General features: G+C 65.1%; 20 protein-coding genes and 2 pseudogenes. 15 read left to right on the forward strand and 7 right to left on the reverse strand.

Annotated elements, in window-relative coordinates; all coding sequences use genetic code 11:
* The first annotated feature begins 63 nt into the window (after positions 1–63).
* Complete coding sequence (locus WHH00_RS03855) at positions 64–1548, forward strand: S-layer homology domain-containing protein (RefSeq protein ID WP_406638486.1); 1485 nt, start codon at positions 64–66, stop codon at positions 1546–1548.
* 167 nt (positions 1549–1715) lie between these two features.
* Here the strand turns inward: WHH00_RS03855 and WHH00_RS03860 are convergent, their stop codons facing one another.
* The gene (locus WHH00_RS03860) at positions 1716–3704 is read right to left on the reverse strand and encodes a hypothetical protein (protein WP_406636688.1); all 1989 of its coding nucleotides are present in this window, start codon (positions 3702–3704) and stop codon (positions 1716–1718) included.
* 1917 nt (positions 3705–5621) lie between these two features.
* Between WHH00_RS03860 and WHH00_RS03865 the strand changes: the two are divergent.
* The 4 genes and pseudogenes from WHH00_RS03865 to WHH00_RS03880 all read left to right on the forward strand — a co-directional run.
* Positions 5622–7550: pseudogene (locus tag WHH00_RS03865) on the forward strand (collagen binding domain-containing protein); the annotation flags it as partial.
* A 420-nt stretch (positions 7551–7970) separates the two neighbouring features.
* Positions 7971–8558, forward strand: a pseudogene (locus WHH00_RS03870) (S-layer homology domain-containing protein); the annotation flags it as partial.
* A gap of 209 nt (positions 8559–8767) precedes the next feature.
* The gene (locus WHH00_RS03875) at positions 8768–10543 is read left to right on the forward strand and encodes an O-antigen ligase family protein (protein ID WP_406636690.1); all 1776 of its coding nucleotides are present in this window, start codon (positions 8768–8770) and stop codon (positions 10541–10543) included.
* A gap of 167 nt (positions 10544–10710) precedes the next feature.
* Positions 10711–11526, forward strand: coding sequence for an MBL fold metallo-hydrolase (locus WHH00_RS03880; protein ID WP_406636692.1), 816 nt, complete (start codon positions 10711–10713; stop codon positions 11524–11526).
* On the opposite strand, the gene WHH00_RS03885 is transcribed toward WHH00_RS03880, so the two are convergent.
* Together WHH00_RS03885 and WHH00_RS03890 are read right to left on the reverse strand one after the other, a co-directional pair.
* The gene (locus tag WHH00_RS03885; protein ID WP_406636694.1) at positions 11492–11800 is read right to left on the reverse strand and encodes a three-helix bundle dimerization domain-containing protein; all 309 of its coding nucleotides are present in this window, start codon (positions 11798–11800) and stop codon (positions 11492–11494) included. The two genes, WHH00_RS03880 and WHH00_RS03885, sit on opposite strands and share 35 nt — an antisense overlap.
* A gap of 135 nt (positions 11801–11935) precedes the next feature.
* Positions 11936–12673: a GAF and ANTAR domain-containing protein gene (locus tag WHH00_RS03890; protein ID WP_406636696.1), complete on the reverse strand. Its 738-nt coding sequence runs from the start codon at positions 12671–12673 to the stop codon at positions 11936–11938.
* 140 nt (positions 12674–12813) lie between these two features.
* Here WHH00_RS03890 and WHH00_RS03895 point away from each other — a divergent pair, with 140 nt between their 5' ends.
* From WHH00_RS03895 to WHH00_RS03930, 8 genes are all read left to right on the forward strand, one after another.
* Positions 12814–12951, forward strand: coding sequence for a hypothetical protein (locus WHH00_RS03895; RefSeq protein WP_191034820.1), 138 nt, complete (start codon positions 12814–12816; stop codon positions 12949–12951).
* Positions 12952–13214: 263 nt separating this feature from the next.
* Positions 13215–14159 (forward strand): alkaline phosphatase family protein, encoded by a 945-nt coding sequence (locus WHH00_RS03900; RefSeq protein ID WP_406636699.1) that lies wholly within the window; start codon positions 13215–13217, stop codon positions 14157–14159.
* A 144-nt stretch (positions 14160–14303) separates the two neighbouring features.
* On the forward strand, positions 14304–15236 hold the full coding sequence (locus tag WHH00_RS03905; RefSeq protein ID WP_406636701.1) for a lipid kinase: 933 nt from the start codon (positions 14304–14306) through the stop codon (positions 15234–15236).
* A gap of 223 nt (positions 15237–15459) precedes the next feature.
* Positions 15460–15807, forward strand: a complete 348-nt coding sequence (locus WHH00_RS03910) for a hypothetical protein (protein WP_406636703.1) — start codon at positions 15460–15462, stop codon at positions 15805–15807.
* Between the two features lie 140 nt (positions 15808–15947).
* Entirely contained in the window at positions 15948–16508 is a 561-nt protein-coding gene (locus WHH00_RS03915) for an ANTAR domain-containing protein (RefSeq protein WP_406636705.1), read from the forward strand.
* Positions 16509–16661: 153 nt separating this feature from the next.
* Positions 16662–17099, forward strand: coding sequence for a peptidase inhibitor family I36 protein (locus WHH00_RS03920; protein WP_406636707.1), 438 nt, complete (start codon positions 16662–16664; stop codon positions 17097–17099).
* 116 nt (positions 17100–17215) lie between these two features.
* Entirely contained in the window at positions 17216–17440 is a 225-nt protein-coding gene (locus tag WHH00_RS03925) for an acyltransferase family protein (RefSeq protein ID WP_406636709.1), read from the forward strand.
* Positions 17437–18441 (forward strand): acyltransferase family protein, encoded by a 1005-nt coding sequence (locus WHH00_RS03930; RefSeq protein ID WP_406636711.1) that lies wholly within the window; start codon positions 17437–17439, stop codon positions 18439–18441. Before WHH00_RS03925 ends, WHH00_RS03930 begins: the two co-directional genes overlap by 4 nt.
* A gap of 191 nt (positions 18442–18632) precedes the next feature.
* Here the strand turns inward: WHH00_RS03930 and WHH00_RS03935 are convergent, their stop codons facing one another.
* Positions 18633–19343, reverse strand: a complete 711-nt coding sequence (locus WHH00_RS03935; protein WP_406636713.1) for a TetR/AcrR family transcriptional regulator C-terminal domain-containing protein — start codon at positions 19341–19343, stop codon at positions 18633–18635.
* A gap of 99 nt (positions 19344–19442) precedes the next feature.
* Positions 19443–21242, reverse strand: a complete 1800-nt coding sequence (locus tag WHH00_RS03940; RefSeq protein WP_406636715.1) for a putative bifunctional diguanylate cyclase/phosphodiesterase — start codon at positions 21240–21242, stop codon at positions 19443–19445.
* 64 nt (positions 21243–21306) lie between these two features.
* Here WHH00_RS03940 and WHH00_RS03945 point away from each other — a divergent pair, with 64 nt between their 5' ends.
* Entirely contained in the window at positions 21307–21465 is a 159-nt protein-coding gene (locus tag WHH00_RS03945) for a hypothetical protein (protein WP_406636717.1), read from the forward strand.
* A gap of 145 nt (positions 21466–21610) precedes the next feature.
* Here the strand turns inward: WHH00_RS03945 and WHH00_RS03950 are convergent, their stop codons facing one another.
* The gene (locus WHH00_RS03950) at positions 21611–22495 is read right to left on the reverse strand and encodes a F510_1955 family glycosylhydrolase (protein WP_406636719.1); all 885 of its coding nucleotides are present in this window, start codon (positions 22493–22495) and stop codon (positions 21611–21613) included.
* Positions 22495–22671, reverse strand: a complete 177-nt coding sequence (locus WHH00_RS03955) for a hypothetical protein (protein ID WP_406636721.1) — start codon at positions 22669–22671, stop codon at positions 22495–22497. Before WHH00_RS03955 ends, WHH00_RS03950 begins: the two co-directional genes overlap by 1 nt.
* A 338-nt stretch (positions 22672–23009) precedes the next feature.
* Here WHH00_RS03955 and WHH00_RS03960 point away from each other — a divergent pair, with 338 nt between their 5' ends.
* Positions 23010–25037: a S8 family peptidase gene (locus WHH00_RS03960; RefSeq protein WP_406636723.1), complete on the forward strand. Its 2028-nt coding sequence runs from the start codon at positions 23010–23012 to the stop codon at positions 25035–25037.
* Positions 25038–25054: the final 17 nt, after the last annotated feature.

The raw sequence follows: 25054 nt of genomic DNA on the forward strand, positions 1-25054 counted from the left end.
TTTTGGGCTTGGGCCGGGCACAGCCTTACACGGGTCTTGCCGGCACTAATTCTGGCAGTGGCCATGTCCCTGTTTGGCATTCCTGTACAAGCAGAAGCGGAAGAGACGGGTTCGATTAGTGGCACCGTCACCACCAGCACCGGTATCAGCGTCGACTGGCTCCCTGTGACTGTAATTGGCGCCGCCGATGGCGAGCATTGGGGCTGGACCAGAACAGCGGCCGATGGTTCATACAAGGTCAGCGGATTACCGGCAGGCTCCTACGTGGTCCGGGTCAGCGGCGTCAGCAGCGGCGGGCATGACACCTGGTATGGCGGAATTACAAGGGAACTCGCTAAACCCGTGAACTTAGCTTCAAGCGAGGCTCTCACCGGTATAGACGTGGAACTTCCCCTTGGCGGAAGTATTTCCGGAAAGGTGTCCGTCCCGGAAGGGTTCACTTTCGATAAGATCACCGTGCACAGTTACCGGCTGGAATCCAACCAGAACGGCCCCTTCGCGTGGGTGGACGCCCAGGGAAATTACCTGATAAAGGGATTGGCCCCAGGAACCTACACCCTCTACTTTCATGCGCAAAATCCTGACCTTCAGTCCGTCGACTACGGCCGGGAACCGTCGAAACTGCCTACACCGTTCACGATATCCGGACCTGACACACTGACAGGCATTGACGCTTACCTTCCCAAGGCGTCCGCGATTGAAGGGACATTGACACTGCCTGAGGGTGCCACCACGGAGGGCCTGCGCGTCACGGCAAGAAGCCTGGACAACAACCTGCGGGGCCACGGCACGGTGGGGCCGGGCTCTTCCTACCGCATCACGGCCCTGCTCCCGGGCAGCTACCGGATCAAAGTATCGGCAGGGGCAAGCGGCATGGTTGATCAGTGGTTCAGTGACGGGACCTCGGCAGGCTCGGCCACCAGTGTTTCTGTCGGTCCAGAGGAAACAAGCCGCGGCATCGACATGTCCTTGAAAGAGGCGCCGGCCTTTTCTGATGTTGCCGACGGTCTTCAATTCTCTGAAGACATACGGTGGCTGGCAGCGCGGGGAGTGACTCAAGGCTTTCCGGACAACACCTACAAGCCCCTGGAAACCATCCACCGGGACGCGATGGCAGCCTTCCTGTACAGGGCAGCCGGCAGGCCGGAGTTTGTGCCTCCCGCCCAGTCCCCATTCCACGATGTGAGCCCTACGACGGCGTTTTACAAGGAAATCACCTGGTTCCATGCGGCAGGTATCACCAGGGGTTACGAGGACGGCACTTTCCGCCCTCAGAATGCGGTGAACCGGGACGCGATGGCGGCCTTCCTTCGCAGGTACAGCAACAACGTCTCCTGTATCCGGCCCACAGAAGAGATACCGGTTTTCACGGATAACCCTCCCGCCGCGCAATTTGCTGAGGACATCGCCTGGATGTCCTGCTTCGGCATCTCCACAGGGTTCCCAGACGGATCCTACCGGCCCACTGAGCCCGTGCGACGGGACGCAATGGCGGCATTCCTTCAGCGCTGGTCAGAGAAGGCCGTACATGCATCGGGACTGAGCTAGGCGCACAGGACGGGACACGGACCCGTTCCCCGGGCCGCGGAACGGCTCCAAGTCGCCGCTCCTGACTGCGCGGCACCAAAGGGGACCAGTACGACGGCGGCCGCGCGCCGCCGTCGTACGCTGTCCTTCGCTGCCTGGCCGCCGCCGGGAGCCCGCCCCCCAAGGCCCTACAGCGCCGCCTCAACCGCCCCCAAAGCGTCCAGGACCGGGCGCAGGGCCGTGACCGATTCGGCAGGCAGCTGGACCTGGGTCCGCAGCGGGATGTCCGCAGGCTCGCCGGGAAGGCTGGCCGCGGCGTTGGCGGGTTCGTCTGCAGGGAAAGCGATACGCCGTATGGCGTCGCCGTCCCGGACGGTGAGGACGGCAACCATGCTGTCAGGCAGGACTTCACCCTCAAGCTGCTGTTGGGGGACTGAAGGGGCACCGTCATTGAGCAGGCCGGCGTCGGCCGCAGCCTGGAACACCCGGCCCGCCAGCTGCCGGTCCACCCCGTGGGAGGTTTCCTCGCCGGCGCCCTGCTGCATCTCGTCCACCACGCTCCGCTGGGCAGCCCCGTCACCGTGGACACCCAGCCGGTACACGTAGCGTTCACCCGGTGCGCCGCCGCTGACCTCAAACGAGACCTCGGTGTCCTCCGCACGCTCGGGGACTGCGCCGCTGCCGGCCATGCTGCGCAGCCTTTGCAGGACGGCGGTGCGCGGTTCCGGCTTCAGGTTGTCGATGTTCTTCAGCGTCATGGCGGCCTCCTCGGGGACCTCAGCCGGCTCTGATGGACCCGCTACGGGGGAGTGCCCGGAACCGTGGAATCCGGTGATCCGATTGTAGTGGCGGGCCACGGTCTCGGTGTTGTCCGCCATGACCGTGCCGGTGTTCACCGGGCTCCTGGCGGGGCAGGCGGCGTCCGCATATTCATCGGGATGCCCCAGCATGTGCCCGAACTCGTGGGCGGCCACATCGCCGGTATCGCTGGTGTCCCACAGCCGCATGTTGGAACGCGCGGGCCCCGGCTGGACGCGCACCACGTGGTGGCCTCCGGAGCTGACCCACTGCACGTCGAAGGTGACGGACTGGCGGCCGCCGTTGGGGGCCAGGCAGCTGAACCTGTCCGACCACGTGTTGATGATGCCGTTCCGCCACGTGGTCCGCAGGGTGTTCATGGTGGCGTCGCTGATGCCGGCGTCCGGGTTCAGCTGGATCCGGACGGTGACCCGGGTTCCGGACTGGTGATAGGCCGCCGTCCAGCTGTAGACGCATTCGCTCACCCCGAAGGACACCTCGCCCGCCGGCTCCACCTCATGGACCCAGTACTTCTGCCAGACGTTGCTGTCCGTGCCGCGGACGAAGACGTGCTCATGGTTGGGCCCCATGGAACCGAGCGCAGGCTTCGAGGCGAGGACGCCGCCGTCGTTATGCCTTCCCCAGGGGTGCCAGCTGTTGGCGTAGTATGCGCGCTGCCAGAGGGCGTTGTCATTCCCGCGGACGTAGACGTTGCAGACGTCCTTGTTCCGGGAGATGGTGGCGGGCCCGCCGTTGAAGCCGCCGGCCGGGGCGCCGATGTTGAACCAGCCCTTCCACCCGCCGGCCTGCGTCCAGTATTTCTGCCAGACGTTCCCGTCCGTCCCGCGCACAAAAATGTGTTCATGGTCCGGCCCCATGGACCCCAGCGTGGGCTCCGATGCCAGCACCCCGCCGTCGTTGTGCCGGCCCCACGGATGCCAGCTGTTAGCGAAGTACGCCCGCTGCCACAGGGCGCCGTCGTTCCCGCGGACGTAGACGTTGCAGACGTCCTTGTTCCGCGAAATGGTGGCCGGCCCGCCGCTGAAGCCCCCGGCCGGAGCGCCGATGTTGAACCAGCCGCTCCACCCGCCGGTCCGCGTCCAGTACTTCTGCCACACGTTCCCGTCCGTCCCGCGCACAAAGACGTGCTCATGGTCCGGGCCCATCGAACCCAGCGCGGGCTCCGACGCCAGCACCCCGCCGTCGTTGTGCCGGCCCCACGGGTGCCAGCTGTTGGAGAACCAGGCGCGCTGCCACAGTGCGTTGTCATTCCCGCGCACGTAGATGTTGCAGACGTCCTTGTTGCGGGAGATGGTGGCCGGGCCACCGTTGAACCCGCCCGCAGGCCCACCCAGATTGAACCAGCCGCTCCATCCCATGTCTGCGCTCCACTCCCTCGAAAGCTGTTCCGGCAGACCCAGTGCACCCCGCTGCGCGTTACTCCGGCGTTACCGCCGCCGTTTGCTTCCATGGCGGTAAGGGAACGCGTACGACGGCGGCCGCTCGCCGCCGCTGTGCGTGGGGATATGGCGTGGCTGGCTGAGCAGAAGATCCCCGCTGTGGCTCCACTCGCCCTGTCACGAGGAAACAGCAAGAGAACCGCCGGCAGGCTTTTGATGATCCTTTTGTGTTGATCGAACGCTGCAGGCCAGTATGGCCTAACCGCAAATCTCTAATGGGACTTTAAGCGAGCGTTTGCAATTCCAGCAGGGCTCTCACTGGTACCTGTAAATCTCGCTCCTGTTCGAATAGCATCCTCTGCTGAAGCGACCGGACATTGCTCCTCAACAAGCGCTTCCATTCCCTCCAACGGAAGTACAGCTGGAACGTGGCTGCAATAAATAAAAAGAAATGCGTAAACCTTGATCTTTCTCCTATAGAGTCCGATCACCTGCCATCTGCAGGGATCACTCGCGGGGGCAGTGTTCACCCGCACGGGTTTTAATGGGGGCTTCATCAGAATGCGCTTACGCACGCATGTTTTCAGGCGTTTTATCGCCACAATCACGGCAGTTCTTGCCGCATCCTTACTTTTAGGAAATGTCTCTGCCACAGCGGCGGATGCCAACACGGCCACCATCAGTGGCACCGTGACCGCACCTGCCGGGGTAGCTCTCACGGACGTGTTCGTAAACGCCCAACCTCAAGGTATGCAGTCAACCTGGGGATATGCGTCCGTGGCACCGGACGGGACCTACCGCATGGAACGCCTGGCCGCAGGGGCGTACAAAATCTCCTTTTCGGGAGGAGCAAGCGGCGCTGAAACGCAGTGGTACAAAAACGCCGCGTCCCAGGCCGCAGCAACCCCGGTCTCCGTGACTGAGGGCCAGAACCTCACGGGGATCGACGCCACTCTGGTCAAGGGTGCAAGTATCAGTGGAAAGGTGACGCTGCCCGCCGGCATTGACGCGACCGGCCTGCAGGTTTCCGCCACCTCGCCTGAATCTGAATTCGGCCAGGTCGCCACCACCGCTGTTTTGCAGGACGGCACATACCGGCTTGCCGGTCTGGCCGCCGGCACGTACAAACTCAAATTTTCGGGTTACAACACTGACGCAATCGAGCAGTGGTACAACAATGCAGAAACCTTCGCGGATGCTGCCACAGTAACCCTTGCCAAAGGGCAGGACCTGACCGGCATCAATGCGGCCCTGGTCAAGGGATCCAGCAATAGCGGCAAAGTCACCGCACCATCCGGGACGGACCTGACGAACATCCGTGTATCTGCCTACAGCGGGGATTCGCTGTTTGATGACGCCGGAAACGTCCAAGTAGGTGCAGACGGAACTTACCGTCTGTCCGGCCTCCGGGCAGGGTCCTACAAGCTGCAGTTTGCCGGGTACCAGAGCGGGGCCCTTACCCAGTGGTACAACAATGCCGATTCCTTCAGCACTGCCAACGCTGTTGACGTTGCCGCAGGGCAGGACGTTATGAACATCAATGCCACCCTGGTCAAGGGTGCAAGCATCAGCGGCAAGGTAACACTTCCGGCCGGGGTGGATTGGCGAGCAGTCCACGTCAACGTGATGCCAACAGATTCGCAGAACAGCTTCTACAACTCCTTCGTGCAGCTGTCATCGGACGGTACGTACCGGGCGGCCGGATTGCCGGCTGGCTCCTACAAGATCCAGTTCACCGGCTTTAACAGCGGAGCCCTAAGCCAGTGGTACAAGAACGCGGATTCCCTTGCCGATGCCACCCCCGTAACCGTCACGGCGGGTCAGGACCTCGCGGGCATCGATGCCACCCTTGTCAAGGGTGCCTCCATCAGCGGGAAGATCACGATGCCGGCGGGAATGGATCCCAGCCGGACCCACGTCAGTGTCTTCAACGCGGACTCCCAGGCGGGGCTGAATATTGGCACGTCCGTGGCTTCCGACGGAACGTATAAAGTAGCGGGACTCAACGCCGGTTCCTACAAATTGCAGTTCTCCGCCTATGGCACGGGCGCGCTGTCCCAGTGGTACAAGGACGCAGCATCGTTCGCTTCCGCGACGCCAGTGGCAGTGGCCGCCGGGGAAGACGTGGCAAGTGTGGACGCAGCCCTGGCCAAGGGGGCCTCCATCAGTGGAACCGTCAGCGCACCCGCAGGGGTAGCCGTAAGCGGCGTTACGGTATCGGCCTACCTCGGCGACGCCCGCGCCACCTATGCGGGAAACACTTCCGTAGGACCGGACGGCACGTACCGCTTCGAAGGGTTGCCGGCTGGCTCCTACAAGCTTCAGTTCTCCGGTAACAGGAGCGGCGCCGTTTCCCAGTGGTACAACAACGCCACCACATTTGAGACTGCCGAGGCGGTCCCGGTAACGGCTGGCCAGGACGTCACCAACATCAATGCCGCGCTCGCCAAAGGCGCTTCCATCAGCGGCAAAGTCACAGGGCCGGCAGGCACTGCTCTCACGGCGATCTACGTCAATGCCTATACAGCCGGGCCCCAGCCGGTCTATGCGGCCTCCACCCCTGTGGCGCAGGACGGCACATACAGCCTCCCCGGTCTGGAATCGGGATCATACAAACTGGAGTTTAACGGGAACAACAGCGGAGCGCTGCCCCTTTGGTACAAAGATGCGGGGAGTATGGAGTCAGCGGCCCCCGTTGCAGTAACGGCAGGGCAGGACCTGACGGGCATTGATGCAACCTTGCTCCAGGGAGGCAGCATCAGCGGAAAGGTTTCAGCACCCGCCGGCATCAGCACAACGCAACTAAACGTGGTTGCCTACACATCCGGTACGGACTCGCAGCTGACCTTTGCGGCCAGCACCTGGGTGGGTTCGGACGGCTCCTACAAGCTGGTGGGGTTGCCCACAGGTTCCTACAAGCTCCAGTTCTCAGGGAACAGCAGCGGCGCCGTCACCCAGTGGTACAACAATGCGCCATCAGCGGAAGCAGCCACCGCCGTGGCCGTCACCGCGGGCCAGGATGTGGTGGGAATCAACACCTCGCTTACCAAGGGCGCCACCATCAGCGGAAAGGTAACGGCACCAGCCGGAACCGAGCTCAGAAGCATCAGCGTGAACGCTGACACTGCCGACGGCTCAGCCACTTTCGTGGCCAACAGCTCGGTCAGTGCGGACGGAACCTATAGCCTGACCGGCCTGCCCCAGGGAACCTACAAAGTGCGCTTTGCAGGAAACAACAGCGGCGCTGTGGACCAGTGGTACAACAACGCGGCTACGTCCAGCACCGCCAACGTGCTTACCCTTGCCGCTGCCCAGGACCTGACAGGCATCAATGCCACCATGGTGAAGGGGGCAACGATCAGCGGGAAACTCACCGGCCTGGCTGAGGGGGAGCAATACCCGGTCACGGTATTGGATGCCGCCGGAAAGCCGGTCAAGGAGGGCTACTCTGACAACACTGGCGCCTACAGTGTCTCTGGTTTGCCTGCCGGCAGCTACAAAGTGGCATTCAACCGCTCCAGCGGATTCTCCCTTGCCGAAGCCCAGTTCTACCAGAACATGCCGGAGTCAACCGGCGTTGCCTCGGCAAGCCCCGTTGCCGTCACTGCCGGGCAAAGCTTCGCCGGCAAAGACGGCACTTTGGTCAAGGGCGGCAGCCTCAGCGGCACCGTCACCGATAAGTCGAAGGCGGGTTTGTCCGGCGCCAAGGTCCAGGCGTACACGCGGGACGGATCAAAGGTCACGCGTACGGCAACCACCGACGCCCAGGGCAAGTTCAGCGTTACGGGACTGACCAGCGGCCAATACCTCCTGGCAGTGACTCCGCCCTCCAGCAAAGCAGAACTGGGAAAGCTGTACTCCGGCAGCGTTACCGCCGAAACCTCCGCTGTTCCTGTCACCGCGACGGCAGGGGCTGACAAGCCTGCGGGCGACCTGTCCTACGCAACCACAACCCCTGCGCCAGTATCGGATCCGAAAGCCGCCATCACGGTTGACCCGGCTAAGCCGGCGGAAGCGGCGGTCCAGATGGACAACACTGCCTCCGCAGTGGCCGCTGACTACCACGTCATCGTTAACGGCGACCTGTCACGTCCGAAGGTGACCGTGCCCGCCGGGCAAAAGTCCGACGTCGTACTGACAGGGCTGGCTGCCAAGAGCACAGTCGAAGTACGGGTTTACGGCGATGGCAAGGGCACGGGGACCCGGCTGGCCTCGGCCACGACACCCGATAGCCCGCCCGCGCCCACTCCCTCCTTTACTGATGTCTCCACCGGCAACCAGTTCTACAAGGAAATCAGCTGGCTGGCTTCGAACGGAATCAGCACGGGCTGGGTGGCACCTGACGGAACCAGCACGTTTGGTCCCCTGCTGCCTGTCAACAGGGACGCCATGGCTGCTTTTATGTACCGGCTAAGCGGCAAGCCTGCCTTCAACCCGCCGGCAGTGTCCCCGTTCAAGGACGTGGCCACGGACAACCAGTTCTACAAGGAGATCACGTGGCTGGCCTCCACCAACATCACCACCGGGTGGATCGAAGCCGACGGTACCAGGACCTACGCGCCACTGCAGTCCGTGAATCGGGATGCCATGGCGGCCTTTATGTACCGGCTGGCCGGCAAGCCTGCCTTCTCCCCGCCGGCAGTGTCCCCGTTCACGGATGTGGCCACAGACAACCAGTTCTATAAGGAGATCACCTGGCTGGCGTCCACCAACATCACCACGGGATGGACGGCAGGGGATGGCAGCAAGACATTTGCTCCCGTCTCTGCCGTGAACAGGGATGCGATGGCAGCCTTCATGTACAGGTACAACGCTAAGTTCCCACGCAACTAGGGGACTGACACCTGCGGGAGGAGCTCCGGTACACCATTGTGCCGGGGCTCCTTCCTGTGGAGGGACCATTGCCGATGGACAGCCGCCCTGCGGCACGTCAGCGCCAACGAGAGGCAGAAGTGACAAAAACCCTGACAGAACAGCGGACGGGCGTTGCCCGTGTTCGAACGGCCGCCGTTTCGCTCTCGCTATTGATGGCGTGTCTTTTCGTGCTGGTGCCGGCTGGACTGTTCCGCTTCACCTTCCCGAAGCTGGCCTTCCTTGCAGTGGGCCTGGGAGTGGGACTCATCGCCGGATCCCGGACAAAACTGGCGCCACACACCTCATGGGGTGCGGCAGCTGTCCTGGCTGCATTTGCCCTGGCAGCAACCCTGGCCGATGGGCTGGGATCCTCCTTCTGGGGCCGATGGCCCCGATACGAGGGAGTACCCACGGTTGCCGCCTACCTGCTGTTGCTGCCGGTGGGGGCGCGCCTTTTGGGCCCCGGCGCGAACCCGGCCGTCCGGTTGTACTGGACCCGCCTGCTCTCTGGCAGCCTGGCACTGCTTGCCGCTGCGGCGCTCGCCGCGGCTTGGGGCTGGAACGTCATGGGCGACAGCGCCGAATTCAGGTTCGGGGCCACCCTCGGAAACGCGACAGACCTGGGGATCGTGGGCCTCACCGGCGCTGCTGTCCTCCTGCCGCGGGCTATATGGACGAAGACGCCCTGGGATGTTGCCGGGGCCTTTGCCGGAGCCATTGTGGCAGTCGCCTCCGGTTCCCGGGCCGTCATCATTGTTCTCGCCATTCTGATCGTGGCAGTAATTGGCTGGCTGGCGTGGCAGAAAGGCGGCACATCCCGTTGGCGGCATGCGGTCCTTTGGCTTGCTGCCACGATGACCCCGGCAGCTGTTGCCATCCTGGCCTTTCCTGATGTCCGCGAAAGACTTTTGACAAGTGGGACAGTGAGCGGCCGCGTGGACTTGTGGGGTGCAACGTGGGCCCTGGTACAACAAAATCTGCTGTTCGGGGTGGGGCCAGGGCGATTTGTAGATGCCCTCCCGGCCTACCAAAGTGAGGAGTTCGCCGTCCGGGTGGGCACGGACTACCCAGCGGACAGCCCACATCTGATTGCACTGCAGTGGTTGGTCGACGGCGGTGTGCCACTTGTCCTGGCCAACGCTTTCCTGTGCGCGGCTGTGCTCTGGGTTGGTGCCAGGAACATCAAAGCCACCCACGAGGTCTCGGAGCGGTTGTTCCTTATCGGGGCGATGGGCGCCGTATGTTCGTTTGGCCTTGTCCTGCTGACGCATTTCCCCAACACGGCGACCACCGTCATTGCCGGACTGTGCGCCGGGGCTTTGTCCGGCGTCGGCCTGTCCGCCCCCAGCACGGGGACGAAAGCCAAGAAAACGACTCCGGCCAGGACAAAGAAGCGAATCCCCATGAATATGACGAGGGTTGCCACCATGGGGGTGCTGGGCTGCCTCACCGCCATGGCTGCTGCTGCATGCCTGGCAGCCACAGCAGAAATCCCGCTCAAAGCGGGTAACGCCGCCGTCCGGGATGGACGGCTCGAGGAAGCGTCCACGGAGTTCGACAGCGCCGCTACTTTGCGCCCCTGGGACGTGGACGTTGCGCTGCTCGCAGGGCAGGCTTTCGCCGGCCGCGCAGCAGCGGGGGATCCGGCGTCGGGACTGTTCGCTGTCCAATGGTCCGCCCGGTCCCTCCAGGCGAACCCCGGCTCCGTCGAGTCCCTGACCTCACTTGCCGTCGGGCAGCTGGCCTCCGGTGACGTTTCCGGGGCGCGCAACACCCTGGCCCAAGCCAGGCTGGCAGCCCCCGTCAACTCACAGGTTTGGCTGCAGTCCGGGCTCGCAGAATACGCGGCCGGACGAACGGACACCGCACTTGCCTATGTTGAGAAGGCAGTCTCCCTGACTCCGGACCCGGAAGAGGAAAGGGCCGTCCTCGGAGCACTGCAACAAGCGGCAGGACAGCCCTAGCCTCGCTTGATCCAGCTGGCTGGGCAGGCGATTCATATGCCGTGGACACTGGCACTACTTTTAAAGTGACCGCTGGTGTCCGGTCCTCCCGGGAACTTTCAGAAGTGCTGGATAGAATCGACCCCTGGACGAACGAACACTGCTTTTGCCGGAGGTACGGAGAAACAATGCAGGAATGGCTGGAAGTCGGCGCGGACAACTATGTGCTGGTCACCGAAGGATCGCTGCTCAACACCGGACTGATTGTCGGCTCCGAACGGGCCATGGTGATCGACACCGGCTGCGGCCCCCGGCAGGCCCGGGAGATCCTGGACGCGGTCCGGGAGAAGACCCAGCTGCCGCTGGCGGTGGTCAACACCCACGCCCACTACGACCACTTCTTTGGCAACGCGGTGTTCGCGGAAGCCGGCGTCACCGAATTCTGGGCGCACCAGAACTGCGCCACCGAAATCGATGAGCGCGGGGACCTGCAGCGCCGCTTCGTGGGGACGCTGGAACCGGAAATGTCCACCGGCGAGGGCGAGAATGTGGAACTCGTGGTGCCCAACGCCGTCGTGGGGGACCAGCCCGTGCTGGTTAACCTGGGCGGGCTGACCGCCACGCTGTTCTACCTGGGCCGCGGCCACACCGACGGCGATCTCCTGGTGGGCACTCCCACCACCCTGTTCGTAGGCGACCTCGTGGAGCAAGGCGCGCACCCGTCCTTCGAGGACTCCTACCCGGAGGAGTGGGCCGACGCGCTCCGGCACATCTCAGCGCTGCGCCACCGCTACGAGTTCCTGGTTCCCGGGCACGGGAAGCCGTGCAGCGACCAGTTCGTCCGGACCATGGCGGACACCATGACCACCGCGGTCCGCCAGGCACGCCAGTCCATCCGGGACACCCCGAGTGATGCCACCAAGGCCATCCCGGTGCTGCCCTACGGGCCGGAGCAGTCCCGCTGGTTCATCAAGCGGCTCCAGGAGACCCGCCGGGAGCACTAGCGGCATTGGCCAGCTGCATGGGCCTGGCAGGGGCAGGCTGCGCGGGGCTGGCAGGTTGCGGAGGCCCGGCGGGCTGCGGATGCCGTCCGGAAAGCCGGAGTTTCGCGGCCCTCTCAACCAGGATGGGGATGTAGTCCCGGACGCGGCCGTGAGCGAACAGGCTGTGTTCGTGGGCAACCATGTCCTCGATGACGGAGCGCTCAACGGCCGGGAATCGCTCGGCGAGCCGGTCCACCACGGCCGCCACCGCCTGGGCTTCAGATTTCTTTGCCATTGCCGCTCCTGACTGAAGAGCGGGGCAATGACCACCTGGACGTTCCTGAGCCGGTCTGCATCCTTGAATCATCACCACCGCGCGTGGTTGGGGGAAGGGTAACGCTGGAAGTCTGCGGAAATCCGCAAGGCGCCCTCAATCATCGAAGTGCGTCTGCACATTGCGGCTGCCCGAGACGCGTCCCACCACTTCCTCGGCGATCGCAGCCAGTTTCACGTTGCGGTTGCTGGAAACCTTCATCAGGATCTTGAAGGCCTCGTCCTGCGTGCACCGGTTTTGTCCCATGATGATGCCGGTGGCCAGGTCTATGACGGTCCGCTTTTCCATGGCAGCCCGCAGGTCACCGGTGAGCTCGTCCTTGGCCGCCATCCTCACCGCCAAAGCCATGGCCTGGCCTGCTGATTCAGCGAAGGTTGTGGCCCGGGCGACCATCGGTTCCCTGATGGGGCCGGCGGCGGAGGCAAAGAAGTTCAGTGCGGCCGCCGCGTTTTCTCCCGGATCCAGGGGGACACCCAGGCAACTGCCGCATCCGGCCGCAGCGAGGGCGGTGCAGTACGTGGGCCAGCGGGTGTCGGTGGAGACGTCCGCCAGCAGCACCGGCCTGCCGATCCTCAAGGCCTCAACACATGGCCCGCCGCCAACAGACTGCTCAATCTCGTCCAGGCGAACGGCCAGCTCGCTGCTGCCTGCGATGGTGACCGGGCGCTTTTGCCGGAGCAAGGTGACCGCACTCTCCACTTTTGCCCCTGCCGCTTCCGTCATCACCTCGGACGCGAGGCGGGTCAGGCCGTTCAGGAAATTCTTGAGGTCCCCAACCTCAGACAGGAGCCCCTGGAGTTGATCGTAATCGCTCTGAACCTGGTGGAACGCCATGGGTACACCATAGGGACGGGGCCGGGTGGAAGCAATGAACCCTGCTGCCGCCGCCGGACCGCGCATCCCAGTGGTGGGGTTTAGTAAAACGAGTAGGCATTACCCGGGCGCCGGCGGCCGGAGCTGCATAGGTTCGATGCATGGCAGAAGTAGTCAACCGCAAGCACGGGCGCCGCAGGATGCCCACAGAAACCAAGCGCGGCATCCAGCCGTACGTGATCCTCAACGTTGTCCTGGTGATTGGCCTGGTCATCGCCGCCTTCGCCCTGGCTGGGTAGGCGGAACGGGGCTTTGTGCCCATGCTGTTGGCAGCGCCGCGGTGGCAGGATAACCCCCAGGTGGACGGTACTGAGTCCGTCCTCCCCGGAGGCAGGAATTGATGGCGGCTGACAATCCCCGGAAACGGTCCCGTAAAAGCGGGCGCGGCGTTTCTTTCGTGCTGGCCTGCGTCGCGGCGGTTGTCCTTGCAGGGTGCCAGGCCGCGCCAAGCCCGGCGCCTGGCCCGGCGTCCTCCGGGAGCGTGGACGGAAAACTGGACCACGTGTTTGTGATCAACCTCGAGAACAAGTCGTACGACAAGGTGTGGGGCCCGGATTCGCCCGCCCCCTACCTCTCCAAAACCCTGCGGGCCCAGGGGGTGCTGCTGACGGAGTACTACGCGATCGGGCACTCATCGCTGCCCAACTACATCGCGCAGCTCTCCGGGCAGGGCCCCAACCCCGTGACCAGCAGCGACTGCCACACGTACGAGGCCTTCACCGTCACCGGGACGGCCGCACCAGGCCAGGTGGAGGGCAGCGGCTGCGTCTACCCCGATTCGGTGCCCACCCTGGCCGGACAGCTCAGCGCGGCGGGGAAGTCCTGGAAGGGCTACATGGAGGACATGGGGGCACCGTGCCGGCACCCGGAAGTCGGCGCGAAGGACGCCAACCAGAACGCCAGCTCCGAGAGCCAGTACGCCACCAGGCACAATCCGTTTGTGTACTTCACGGCCATCACATCCTCGCCCGAATGCCATGACAACGTGGTGGATTTCAGCAACCTGGACGCCGACCTCACGTCCCTGGACACCACTCCCAACCTGTCCTTCATCAGCCCCAACCTGTGCAACGACGGCCATGACGACCCCTGCCACGACGGCTCAAAGGGCGGCCTGCCCAGGGCCGACGCATGGCTGAAGAAGCACGTCCCGGACATCCTGGCCTCCGCGGCGTTCAAGAAGGACGGGATCCTGGTCATCACCTTCGACGAGGCCAAAGGCAAGGAAAGCGCCGCTTCCTCGCTGCCGGGAGGAGCCGGGGGCGGCCGCGTGGGGGCACTGGTCCTGTCCCCGCACATCAAGGGCGGCACAACATCACAGAGGGCCTACAACCACTACAGCCTGCTGGGAAGCATCGAGGACATCTTCGGGCTGCCCCACCTCGGCTACGCCGCCGCGCCGGGGCTGAACCGCTTCAGCAACGATGTCTACACCAACCGTTTCTGACTGCCCGCACCAAAATCGCCCGGCACCAAAGGTGGCCAGTACGACGGCGGCCGGGCACCGCCGTCGTACGCCTTCCATTCCTCCGCGCGAGCCGAGGGGGCCTACCCAGGGAGCTCCCAGCGCGCGGGACCTAGGATGGTCCCCATGAAGGTTGCCCAAGAGGCGAAGTCCGCTGCCGTGGTGATCAACGCCGGGGCACGCCTGGGAGCTGCGGGGCCGGCGCTCGCCGTGGACCAGCTGCGAAGTGCAGGCCTGCCCATCTCAAGCGTGCACCATGTGCTCTCCGGCGCCGAACTGGCCGGAGTCCTGGACCAGGTGGTTGCCGACGGGCATGACCTTGTGGTTGTTGGCGGCGGTGACGGCACCGTGTCCTTCGCCGCCGGCCGGCTCGCCGGGACCGGAACCGTGCTGGGGGTCCTTCCCCTGGGAACGGCCAACGACCTTGCCCGCACGCTGGAAATTCCAAGCGACCTTGCCGGGGCCTGCGCGGCGCTCGCCGGCGGGAAGGTGGTGGACATCGACATGGGGCGCGCCAACGGCCAGCCGTTCCTGAATGTAGCGTCCGTGGGCCTTTCGGTGGGTGTCACCGAAACCCTCAGCCCCCGCCTGAAAAGGTACCTCGGGCCGCTGGCCTACGGCGTTGCCGCCGTGCGCGCGTATGCCAGGCACCGGCCGTTCCGGGCCCGCCTCGAGTTCCCGGACGGGGACCATGAAACGCTGGAGCTAGAGAACCTGCTGCAGGTGGCTGTTGGCAACGGCCGGCATTACGGCGGCGGCAATGCGGTCTCGCCCACGGCGGGCATTGATGACCACTTGCTTGATATCTATGCCATCCCGGGGGCGCCGCTCCGGGAGCACATCAGGATCGCCCGGATGCTTAAAGACGGCAGCTTCGTGGAGCGCAGCGGCGTGTACCACCTGACCTGCCAGCGTGTCCGGCTGGTCACCGAGCCGCCGATGCCGGTGAACCTCGACGGCGAGATCGCCACAACCACGCCCGCCGACTTCACCATTGAGCGCAACGCCGTGCACGTGGTGGTGCCGCACGGCAGCACCGTTGCCCGGTTTGACGGGTAGTTCCCCGCTTCAGGCACCATCGCCGCCTGCGGCTGATGGCCGTTGGTGCTGACGCTCTCCTCCATGGCGCCGGCCGGCAGGCCTGACCATCCCCCGCCCGTCGCGCACTCCATGTGGATGCCCGGGCAGCGCTGACCTCGGCTGATGCCCGGGCTGCCCATTGACTGGACGTGCTCTTCTGGCCACGATGATATTCCCGTTGACACCATCGAAAGGGCGAGTCATGAAAACCACAAAAGCACTGGGTAAGGCCGCAGCTGCCTCTGCCGCATCAGCACTGCTGCTGCTTGCTGCCTCCGGCCCGGCAGCAGCTGACCACACCCACGTCAAGGTGGTGGGCAACGGCGGCTGCGTGGTGATCGCGGAAGGCGCGGGGGAGGAAGAGGTGGAGCTTCCCGACGCCGTTTTCGACCACAACCCGCACGCAGCGGACATCCCGCAAACGGACGGCAGGACGCATCCGCTCCACGTGCTGGTCCACCAGGGCGTTCCCGGGGACAACAATGACCTCTACGTGCTCGGCAGCGACGCCGAGGAGGCAGCCTGCGACGGCGAGTACGTCAACCGGTAACTGGCCCTGCGCGGGCGGAGTGCTGCCTCGTTTAGGATGTTCTCATTATTAATGAATCCCGGCCGGGGGAAGCCAGGACAGAGCACACCGAACGGCCCTCAGTGACATCCAGCAACAACTCCCCAGCACCTTCGTCAGCAATGATGCCTCACGGCGACTTTCTCGACTGTCCCACAGGACTTGTCGAGTACTACTTCGCAGAGGGCGTCTTCCACTGGTCGGAAGGGTTGTACCGCATCTACGGATACGAACGCGGCGACGTTGTCCCTTCCATGGATATGGCTTTCGCCCACATCGAGCCGGCGGACCGTCCTGTGGTCCAGGCGTATTGGGATCGCGTGGCAGCGGTTGGAGGCCCGTCGTCCATCTACGTGTCCATCCGCGACCGCAAGGACCGCCAGCACAAACTGCTGTACTCTGCGGACTACATCCTTGAGGATGGTGTTCCCGTGGGCGTGTGGGGCGTGGTGGTTGACCTCACCCAGTCAATCCATTCCGACCGCCACCAGCTGGCCACCGAGGCCGTTGCTGCGTCGGCCCGCAACCGGGCCGTCATCGAACAGGCCAAGGGCGTCCTGATGGGACGCACAGGCATCACCGCAGACCAGGCCTATGAACTTATGAGCCAGCAAAGCCAGGACACAAACCGGAAGGTTTACGCGATCGCCCACGAGATCGTGGAACGCGCCACCCGCCGCTAACGCCAACCGCAGCTCAACCCCAGGGATCCCACGGGGAGTTCACCCCATCGCCCACACCCTGTTCTTTTGGAAGGATTCGCAGTGGCCGCACAATGCCCGTGCTGCCGGCCGGAATCTCCGGCCACAACCAATTGATTCGGGGGAATTATGAAAATGTCACGAGCAACAGCAGGACTGGGCGCCGTGCTTGCAGTAGCGGGATCACTGTTTGCCGGCGTTCCTGCGGCAAGTGCGGCCGGAACCGGGACGGCCTGCCCGACGGACAGGTTCTGCCTGTACTTCAACAGCGACTTCGGCGGGGCGCGTGCCGACTATGCGTACAGTGACGCAGGCCTGGGCAACGAGCTCTTCACGGACGGTCCGCAGGGCCGGTCCGGGTGGGGTGTCCAGGTGAACAACAACGCGGCCTCTGCCATCAACCACACCGGAAAGAATGTTGCGGTGTACTACAACAGCGACTGCTCAGGCACGGGGTTCATCATCTACCCGGGCGAGCGCTGGAACCTGGCCTCCTTCGGCATGAAGAACCAGGTGTCCTCGCTCCAGGTGGCGGGTTCCGAGTGCATCTACAGGGACCAGAGCTGGGCATAAGGTGAGGCGTACGACGGCGGCGCGCGCCGCCGTCGTACGCCTTTGCGTCAGGTGCGTGGAGCCTGCGTCCAGGTTCCTTCCAGTGTAGTTACCGAAACGTTATATATGCTTGATGGGTGGTTTTTACGTCAAGCAGTGGAAATTTATCAGCTCCGGAACGTCCGGCGGCGCCGGGCGGCGGGCTCATCTCCGGGCGGAAGCACGCCCTGGACGGGCTCCGGACCATCGCCGTGGCGGGGGTCTTCCTCTTCCATACCGTCACTGAATTGGTCCCGGGCGGATCAATCGGCGTGGACGTCTTCTTCACCCTCAGCGGCTTTGTGATCTCGCTCCAGTCATGAAGGAGTACCTGGCTACGGGCCGGCTGCGGCTGGGGGTCTTCTACGCCAAGCGGCTGGCCAGGCTGTGGCCTGCGCTGCTGGCGCTGTGCGGCGTGATCGTCACGGTGGGCGCGGTTTTCCCTGCGTCCAAGTGGGCCGGCCAGGAAGATTTTGTCCTGCCGGCCGCAGGCTACGTGATGAACCTGGCGCGGATCGGGGTGTTTGGCGAGTCCATACCCGGCGAAACCCTTGGCCCCGCCTGGACCCTGGCTGTGGAGGAGCAGTTCTACCTGGTGTGGCCGCTGCTCCTGCTGGTGCTGCTGCGCTTCTGGAAGGTCCGCACGGTGGCCTGGATTACAGCCGGGCTGGCTGGGGCGTTCCTGCTGGAACGGTTCCTCCTGGTGCTGCTCGGCGCTCCGCTGAACCGCCTCTACAACGGCCCGGACACGCGGGCCGACGAGCTGCTGATCGGCTGCACCCTGGCCCTCGTTTTCACCGCAGTGACCCCCGGATCCCGGTCCCACGCCTCCTTCCGGAACGCCGCGCGCTGGGCCGGCCCGCTTGCCGGCACCGCGCTCCTGGCCGCCGTGTTGCTGCTGAAGGAACCGGACACCCCGGGCCTGTGGTTCAGCGCCTTCTGGACGGCCGGGCCGACAGTGCTGTCCCTGCTGTCCGCCGTGCTGATCGGATCACTGGTCCTGCAGCCGGCCGGCTTTGCGGGACGGGTCCTCAGCCACCCGTGGCTTGCCGGGCCCGGCCGGGACCTGTCCTATGCCATGTATCTCTGGCACCTGCCGGTCTACCTGCTGCTGATGCCGCTCGTTCCCGAACTGTGGCTCCGCGTGGTGCTGGCCGCGGCCCTGACGGTGCTGCTGGCCTGCGCGTCCCACCGCCTGGTGGAAACGCCCGTCCGCCGCTGGGCCAACGCGCGGCTGGAGCCCGGCGTCGTGCCTTCCTCCTCCAGTCCAGCCACCGGCCCAGGGCGGGAACTGGTAACAGCCGGGCGCTCGCCGGCCGCCTGACCTGGGATGACAGGAGCAGCGCTGAGGCGGGCCAAATTACTTGTCCCGTACCCCTTTACTTGACGGAATCCAGTTACTAAAGTCAGTTCTTGTCATAGTCCGGATGGGCGCCAGGGGGCGTCCGGGAAGGGGGAGTGCATCACCGCTGACCTAGACCGAAAGACAATTGACCACTACGTTGAAGGCCCCTCCTAGGAGGGGCTTTCCTTTTGCCCGGCGGAGAGCTGGCCGGCCAGGCCGGAGAGCAGGATGCTGAGCCCCTGGTCAAGCTCGGCGGCGCCGTCGTAGTCCGCCAGGACCGGGCCGAGTGCCCGGAGGTGCGGAAAGCTTTTCGCGGGCAGGCGGTGGAGGCCAAGGCGGAGGATGGCCTCGTTTTCCTCCGGGTCCACAATGTATTCCTGCAGTTCGTTCAGGATGTGGCCGTAGAGGAACCCGTAGTAGGCGCGGTACACATGCAGGGCCGCGGCCGGCGCGAAGCCCGCCTCGATCAGCAGGGCAAGGATCTGCTCCAGTGGCCGGAGGGTTCCCAGCGGGCGCAGGCCCAGGGGAGTGGAGAGCGGCCGGGTGACCAGCAGGGGCACCACGTTGGGATGCCGCAGGGCCAGGAGCCGCAGGTCATGGGCGATTTTGCGGAGCTGGGCCTGCCAGTCGGGATCATCGGGGAAGATGGCCAGTTCGTTCAGGACCAGCTCGGACACGCCGTCCAGCAGGGCTGCCCGGTTGGCCGCGTAGCGGTACAGGCTCATCGGATCCCGGTCCAGCTCCTGCCCCAGGCGACGCATGGTCAGGGCGTCCAGTCCTTCGGCGTCCACCAGGGCAAGCGCGGTGGAGAGCACAAGCTCCTGGCTCAGGGGCGCCTTCCGGCGGCGTAGGCTGCTGCCGGTATTTTCGGGTGAGGCCATGGGGAATCCATCCTGTTGAACGCCGGGCGTCCCTGGATGGGTGGTTCCTCAGCTTGCTTAGTAGTCAGTCTACGCCCAAGGTCTACAATGTAGACAATTTCAGCAGTCCAACTCATGTCCGGCCGCCGTCGCGCCCGCTCTTGTTTCTGCCGGCCACGCGTCAGGGAGCTCCGCCGGAGGCAGCGGCCGCGCGATGAGGTAGCCCTGGGCGGTATCGCAACCGAGGTCCCGCAGGACTTCCAGTTGCGTTTCCCGCTCCACGCCCTCGGCCGTGGTTCGCAGGCCCAGGGCCCTGGCTGAGGCCATCACGCTGGCCACCAGTACCGCAGACGTGGAATCCGTGTCGATGGTGTCGATGAAGGACTTGTCCAGCTTCAGTCCCGTGAGGGGAAGCTCGCGCAGGAGGGAAAGGGACGAATACGCCGTCCCGTAGTCATCCAGGGCAACCCCGATGCCGGAGCTGATCAGCGTGCGCAGCTGGGCCATGGCGGAGGGGAGGTCCGTGATGGCCGCGCTCTCGGTGATCTCGATGTTCAGCAGGGAGGCAGGCAGCCCGTGCCGTTGAAGCGATTCGTGGATGACTGTGACCAGGTTCCCGGCGGCCAGCTGCAGGGGCGAAATATTGACTGAAACCGCCCGGGGCGTGCCGGCGTCCGCCCAGAGCCGGGCCTGTGCGCACGCCTGGTCAATGACCCACCGGCCCACGGCGTGGATCATGCCGGAGTGTTCCGCCACATGGATGAATTCGCTGGGTGAGACGGCGCCCAGCTCGGGGTCCTGCCAGCGCAGCAGCGCCTCCACCGCGGGGCACGCCCCGGTAGGGATGTCCATCAGCGGCTGGTAGTGGAGAGTGAACGCTTTGCTGGCGAGTGCCTGCGGCAGGCTGCGGCGGATGAGGGCCTGGCGGGCGAACCGGCTGGCCGGCTGGGAGGGATCGATCCGGCCAAGCCTGCTTTTGCCTTCGTGTTTGGCCTGGAGCATGGCCGCGTCAGCCTGGCGCAGCAGGTCCTCGAGAAGGGTCCCGGGATCCTGCCCGCTGGCGCCGGGCCCGCCAGACCCAACACCGCCCGCCCCTAGCCCAGCCGCCCCAACGTCGCCCGCCATGGCCAGCCCCACCGTGGCAGAGACCTGGAGCAGGTGTCCGTCATGGACGAACGGAGCATCCAGGACGCGGAGGATCCTGTCCGCAAGGGCGCGGGCGCCGGTTTCGTCGACGTCGGCCAGCAGCACGGCGAATTCGTCCCCGCCCAGCCGGGCCACCCTGTCCGCCGGCCTGGTGCACGCCTGGAGCCGCGCCGCGAAGGCGGTGAGCACCTTGTCGCCGGCCCTGTGCCCGAACGTGTTGTTGACGACCTTGAAATCGTCCAGGTCCACATAGAGTGCCGCTGTCCGGGCGGACGTGGCGCCGGCCAGCAGGGCCTGCCCGGACTCTTCCAACCCCAGCCTGTTGGCCAGGCCCGTCAGCGGATCATGGAGGGCGGCATGCCGGAACACATCGGACAGGCCCTCGAGGACCTGCGAGACGGGAACCACGCGCGGTGCCCCTGAGGCGGGAACCACCAGGACATCCTGGTACCTGCTCTCCTCGGGCCGGCCCAGCATCGCGGCCGCGGCCTGCCGAAGATCCAGCGACGGCGGCAGGCTGAACGTGGTGCACGGCACCAGCGCCTCTGCCGTCACGCGGGCGTTAAGGGCCCTTCCGTAGCCCAGCCGCCCGGTCATCTTGTGGTCAAGCTGGTCCCGGGTCAGCAGGAAAAGGTCTCCCCGGACCTCAATGACCACCGCCCGGAGCCCGCGGTCTTCGCGGAACAGCGCTTCAATCTGTCCCGAGGGCGTGCAGCCGCCCAGGACCATCGCCTCGAAGCCGAGGTCACCCAGCGTGGCCGTGGACGGCTTCACAGCGCTGGCGGGAGGGAGGGGAGGGGGCCACCGGTCCTGCTTAGCAGGCGGAAACTAACGGAAGGTGAACTTCAGGCGAGATTACGACGACGGCGGCGCGCCGCCGTCGTGCATTCCCGCCGATGACCTTGGCCGGGACCCTGCACAGATCGTGACAAAACACGCGGACGATCCTTCGCAGAATCCTGAACCCGCGGGCGTAGTTTGGGCAGCCAGGCAGTAGGGAAAGGGAGCGGAGACAATGAACATCATCGAATACGTTGCGGCCCTTGGCGGGATGCTGGCTTCTCTAGGCGGAGCGGGCCTCCTGGCGGCAGGACTGATCCGGTTCAGGGCCCGCCACTAGGCGGGCGGCCGGGGGCTCTCCGTCATTCCGCATCCGCGGACCGGAAGGTCATGCCCCCGTCCGTGGAGACGATGACCCCGTCCGCTGTGGCGGCCCAGATCCAGGGCCGGCCGTCCTCGCCTTTGACGGCGGCGATGGCCATGACGTCGGCGTCGATGCGGCCCTTTTCGGTCCAGGTTTCGCCGGCATCTGGGGAGTAGTGGACAGTGCCGTCCGGTTCCACGCCTACGGCTTCTGCCGGGTGGGCGAACGCCGCGAACTGGATCACCGGGCCGTTGTCCAGCGGCTTCCAGGTGCTGCCGGCGTCCGTGGAGCGCTGGATCCCGTCCTGGGTGGTGGCCAGGACGGTGGTGCTGTCCGGATGGCCGGCCAGGGCAGCCGGGGCAAAATCTGCCGCCACGGTGCTCCAGGCCCTGCCGTCCGGGCTGGTCCGCAGGACCCCGTCGAAGGCCACGATTCCTGCCTGTGTGGCGGTCAGTGCGTGGAAGTCGGATTCGCCCTGGCGCGAGAGTTGCTCCCAGGTCTTGCCGCCGTCGGACGACCTCAGCAGGCCCAGCGGGTTGGGCAGGTCTGAGCCGGGTCCTGGGTGGCCCGAGGCGTAGAAGACGCCGTCGGCGGGGCCCGGGGCGAACCCCATAAGGTCGTTGGTTCCGCCGATTTTGGTGGCCGGGCTGGTGGTGGCGTCGAACAGGCCGTCGTGGGTGGCCAGAAGTACCTGGCTGGTTTCGCCGCTGACGGCGATTCCGTGCACGTGGGAGCCGGGCAGCGTGTCCGCGGCGGTGGCGGTGCTTGCCGTGCCCGGTGCCGGGGTGGCCGCGGGAGCACAGCCTGCAAGGGCAAGCAGGGCGGCCGCCGCGGCGGGCAGCACTGCAAAATGTCCGGTCCTGCCGGCGGGCTTACGAGGCATTACTGGATCAGGTAGTGGCGTTCTTCAGCTTTGGGGGTCTTCGGGAAGAAGGAGTGGCCCAGTGCTTTCAGGCCGATGGCGGGCAGCAGGACCAGGGCCACGCTGACGGAGAGAGCGGTCCAGCCCAGGTCCTCGAGCGGGCCAAGGGTGCTCCCCTGGGGAAGAGTAGTGTTCACGACTGCGCCTTATGTGAGACCGATGGGAAACGGATGCCTGCCCTGGCGCCCGGACGGAACCCTCCCAGGTGTCAGTCCGCCAGCGAAGCAGGAATACCTACAAGGTTACGGCACCCTCGTTGAGCCGCGGAAATGGCGGGCGCTTGCCGGGCGTTTGGCTCTGTCCGAGCCGTCACAAACGCTGCCTCGTCCGGGGATTCACTGTAATTACCGCTTGCACCGTTCACCCGCTTCCAGCTTGTCGCTACAATCGGCGAGGGGGGTCAGCTTGGTGATTCCCGGCTGACCGCGCCAGTCCTGCTGGGGGCATGGCGCCTGTCCTTGAAGGATGCCCGCCAATGACCCACCGAATCCGGCCCTTCGCCGCCGTCGCCATTTCTTTAGCTGCTGTCCTGGCGAACACAACACTGGCAGCGCTCCCCGCCCAGGCCGACGACGAACTGGACAATATCCGCAGCACGCCGCCGCGCGCGGCTGCCCCTGCCGCGGCCCCCGCCACAGACCAGTTCATTGTGGGAATTAAGGGCGGCCATGGCGTCGTGTCCGAGGCGGCTGTTTCCAACGTTGCTGGGAAGGCGGCAGGCAAGCTGGGCATTGCTGCACAGAACGTCAAGGGCACCGCCGCCGGCGCGCAGGTGGTGAAAACCAGCCGTGCCCTTCGTGGCGCCGAAGCGGATGCTTTCCTCGCCGAGCTTCGGTCCAGCCCTGGAGTGGCCTACGCTGAGCCGGACATCATCATGTACCCGTCCGCCTTTGTCCCCGACGATCCCGGCTTCCCGATCCAGTGGAACCTGTGGGAGGAGGCAGCGGGCATCCGCGCTCCCCAAGCCTGGGAGATTAGCCGTGGTGAGGGGGTAGTAGTAGCGGTGGTTGACACCGGAATGACCAGTCATTCCGAGCTCAACTCCCGGGTCCTGCCCGGTTACGACATGATCTCCGACGCCGAAACGGCCCGGGACGGTAACGGACGCGACACCAACCCGAAAGATGAAGGTGACTGGGTAACCACCGACGTGTGCGGCATTGGCGGGGAGGAAGCCAGGTCCTCCTGGCACGGAACCCACGTGGCAGGAACAATTGCAGCCGTTGCCAACAACAATGAAGGCATTGCCGGCGTGGCCCCGGAAGCCAAGCTGCTTCCCGTCCGCGCCATCGGTGCTTGCGGCGGTTACGCGTCCGACGTCGCCGATGCGATCATCTGGGCCGCCGGCAGCCAGGTTTCCGGCGCACCGGTGAACCCACATCCTGCCCGGGTGATCAACATCAGCCTCGGCGGTGATTCCCCCACCTGTTCCGTCACCACGCAGAACGCGATCAACGTTGCCCGCAATGCCGGCGCAGCCGTAGTGGTGGCCGCCGGAAACTCCGGCAGCCCGGCCACCGGAATAAGCCCGGCCAACTGTCAGAACGTCATCACGGTGGCCGCCGCCGGGCGGGACGGCGCCCGCGCGCCCTACTCAAACTACGGGCCCGCCGTTGACGTCACGGCACCGGGCGGCGACATAACCAACGAAGACTTCGAAGGTGTCGTCTCCACCTCCAACGATGGCCTCACCGTCCCGGGGAACGAAGCCTACGAGTTCCTCCAGGGCACGTCCATGGCAGCGCCGCATGTAGCTGGAATCGCCGCCCTGATGATGTCCGAGGAGGGCAGCACGTATACGCCCCAGATGGTGGAGGAAAGGCTTAAAGCCACGGCGCGGCCCCTGCCCGTAGCCTGCGTCGAGGGCTGCGGCGCGGGACTGGTAGATGCAGCAACAGCGCTGACGTCCGCCGCCTACGAACCGCCCTCGGTCTCGCCGTTCCATGACGTTTCCACCGGGCAGCAGTTTTACCGGGAGATGGCGTGGCTTGCGGAGAGGAAGATATCCACTGGTTGGGTGGAGGATGGCCGCCGGATGTACCGGCCATTGCAGTCCATCAGCCGTGACGCGATGGCCGCATTCCTGTACCGGCTGGCCGGATCGCCTGAGTACACGCCGCCTGCTGAATCGCCTTTTGCGGATGTAGCCACCGGGCAGCAGTTCTACAAGGAGATGGCCTGGCTCTCCGAGAATGGCATTTCCACGGGCTGGGTGGAGGATGGCCGCCGGATGTACCGGCCACTGCAGTCCATCAGCCGTGACGCGATGGCCGCGTTCCTCTACCGGATGGCCGGGAAACCGGACTACGCGGCCCCTGCCCAGTCGCCCTTTGCGGATGTGGCCACCGGGCAGCAGTTCTACAAGGAAATGGCCTGGCTCTCGGAGAACAGTATTTCCACGGGCTGGGCGGAGGACGGCCGCCGGCTGTACCGGCCGTTGCAGCCGATCAACCGTGATGCGATGGCTGCCTTCCTGTTCCGCCTGAATATCCTCATGGAGTGACCTGGGGTTTTACCCAG

This window comes from Pseudarthrobacter quantipunctorum (assembly GCF_045291495.1).
In the GTDB taxonomy this organism is placed as follows: Bacteria; Actinomycetota; Actinomycetes; order Actinomycetales; family Micrococcaceae; genus Arthrobacter; species Arthrobacter quantipunctorum.

Coding starts and splice junctions, on each gene's coding strand:
- WHH00_RS03855 (WP_406638486.1), top strand. CDS start 64: ATGTCCCTGTTTGGCATTCCTGTACAAGCAGAAGCGGAAGAGACGGGT.
- WHH00_RS03860 (WP_406636688.1), bottom strand. CDS start 3,704: ATGGGATGGAGCGGCTGGTTCAATCTGGGTGGGCCTGCGGGCGGGTTC.
- WHH00_RS03880 (WP_406636692.1), top strand. CDS start 10,711: ATGCAGGAATGGCTGGAAGTCGGCGCGGACAACTATGTGCTGGTCACC.
- WHH00_RS03885 (WP_406636694.1), bottom strand. CDS start 11,800: ATGGCAAAGAAATCTGAAGCCCAGGCGGTGGCGGCCGTGGTGGACCGG.
- WHH00_RS03890 (WP_406636696.1), bottom strand. CDS start 12,673: ATGGCGTTCCACCAGGTTCAGAGCGATTACGATCAACTCCAGGGGCTC.
- WHH00_RS03895 (WP_191034820.1), top strand. CDS start 12,814: ATGGCAGAAGTAGTCAACCGCAAGCACGGGCGCCGCAGGATGCCCACA.
- WHH00_RS03905 (WP_406636701.1), top strand. CDS start 14,304: ATGAAGGTTGCCCAAGAGGCGAAGTCCGCTGCCGTGGTGATCAACGCC.
- WHH00_RS03910 (WP_406636703.1), top strand. CDS start 15,460: ATGAAAACCACAAAAGCACTGGGTAAGGCCGCAGCTGCCTCTGCCGCA.
- WHH00_RS03915 (WP_406636705.1), top strand. CDS start 15,948: ATGATGCCTCACGGCGACTTTCTCGACTGTCCCACAGGACTTGTCGAG.
- WHH00_RS03920 (WP_406636707.1), top strand. CDS start 16,662: ATGTCACGAGCAACAGCAGGACTGGGCGCCGTGCTTGCAGTAGCGGGA.
- WHH00_RS03930 (WP_406636711.1), top strand. CDS start 17,437: ATGAAGGAGTACCTGGCTACGGGCCGGCTGCGGCTGGGGGTCTTCTAC.
- WHH00_RS03935 (WP_406636713.1), bottom strand. CDS start 19,343: ATGGCCTCACCCGAAAATACCGGCAGCAGCCTACGCCGCCGGAAGGCG.
- WHH00_RS03950 (WP_406636719.1), bottom strand. CDS start 22,495: ATGCCTCGTAAGCCCGCCGGCAGGACCGGACATTTTGCAGTGCTGCCC.
- WHH00_RS03960 (WP_406636723.1), top strand. CDS start 23,010: ATGACCCACCGAATCCGGCCCTTCGCCGCCGTCGCCATTTCTTTAGCT.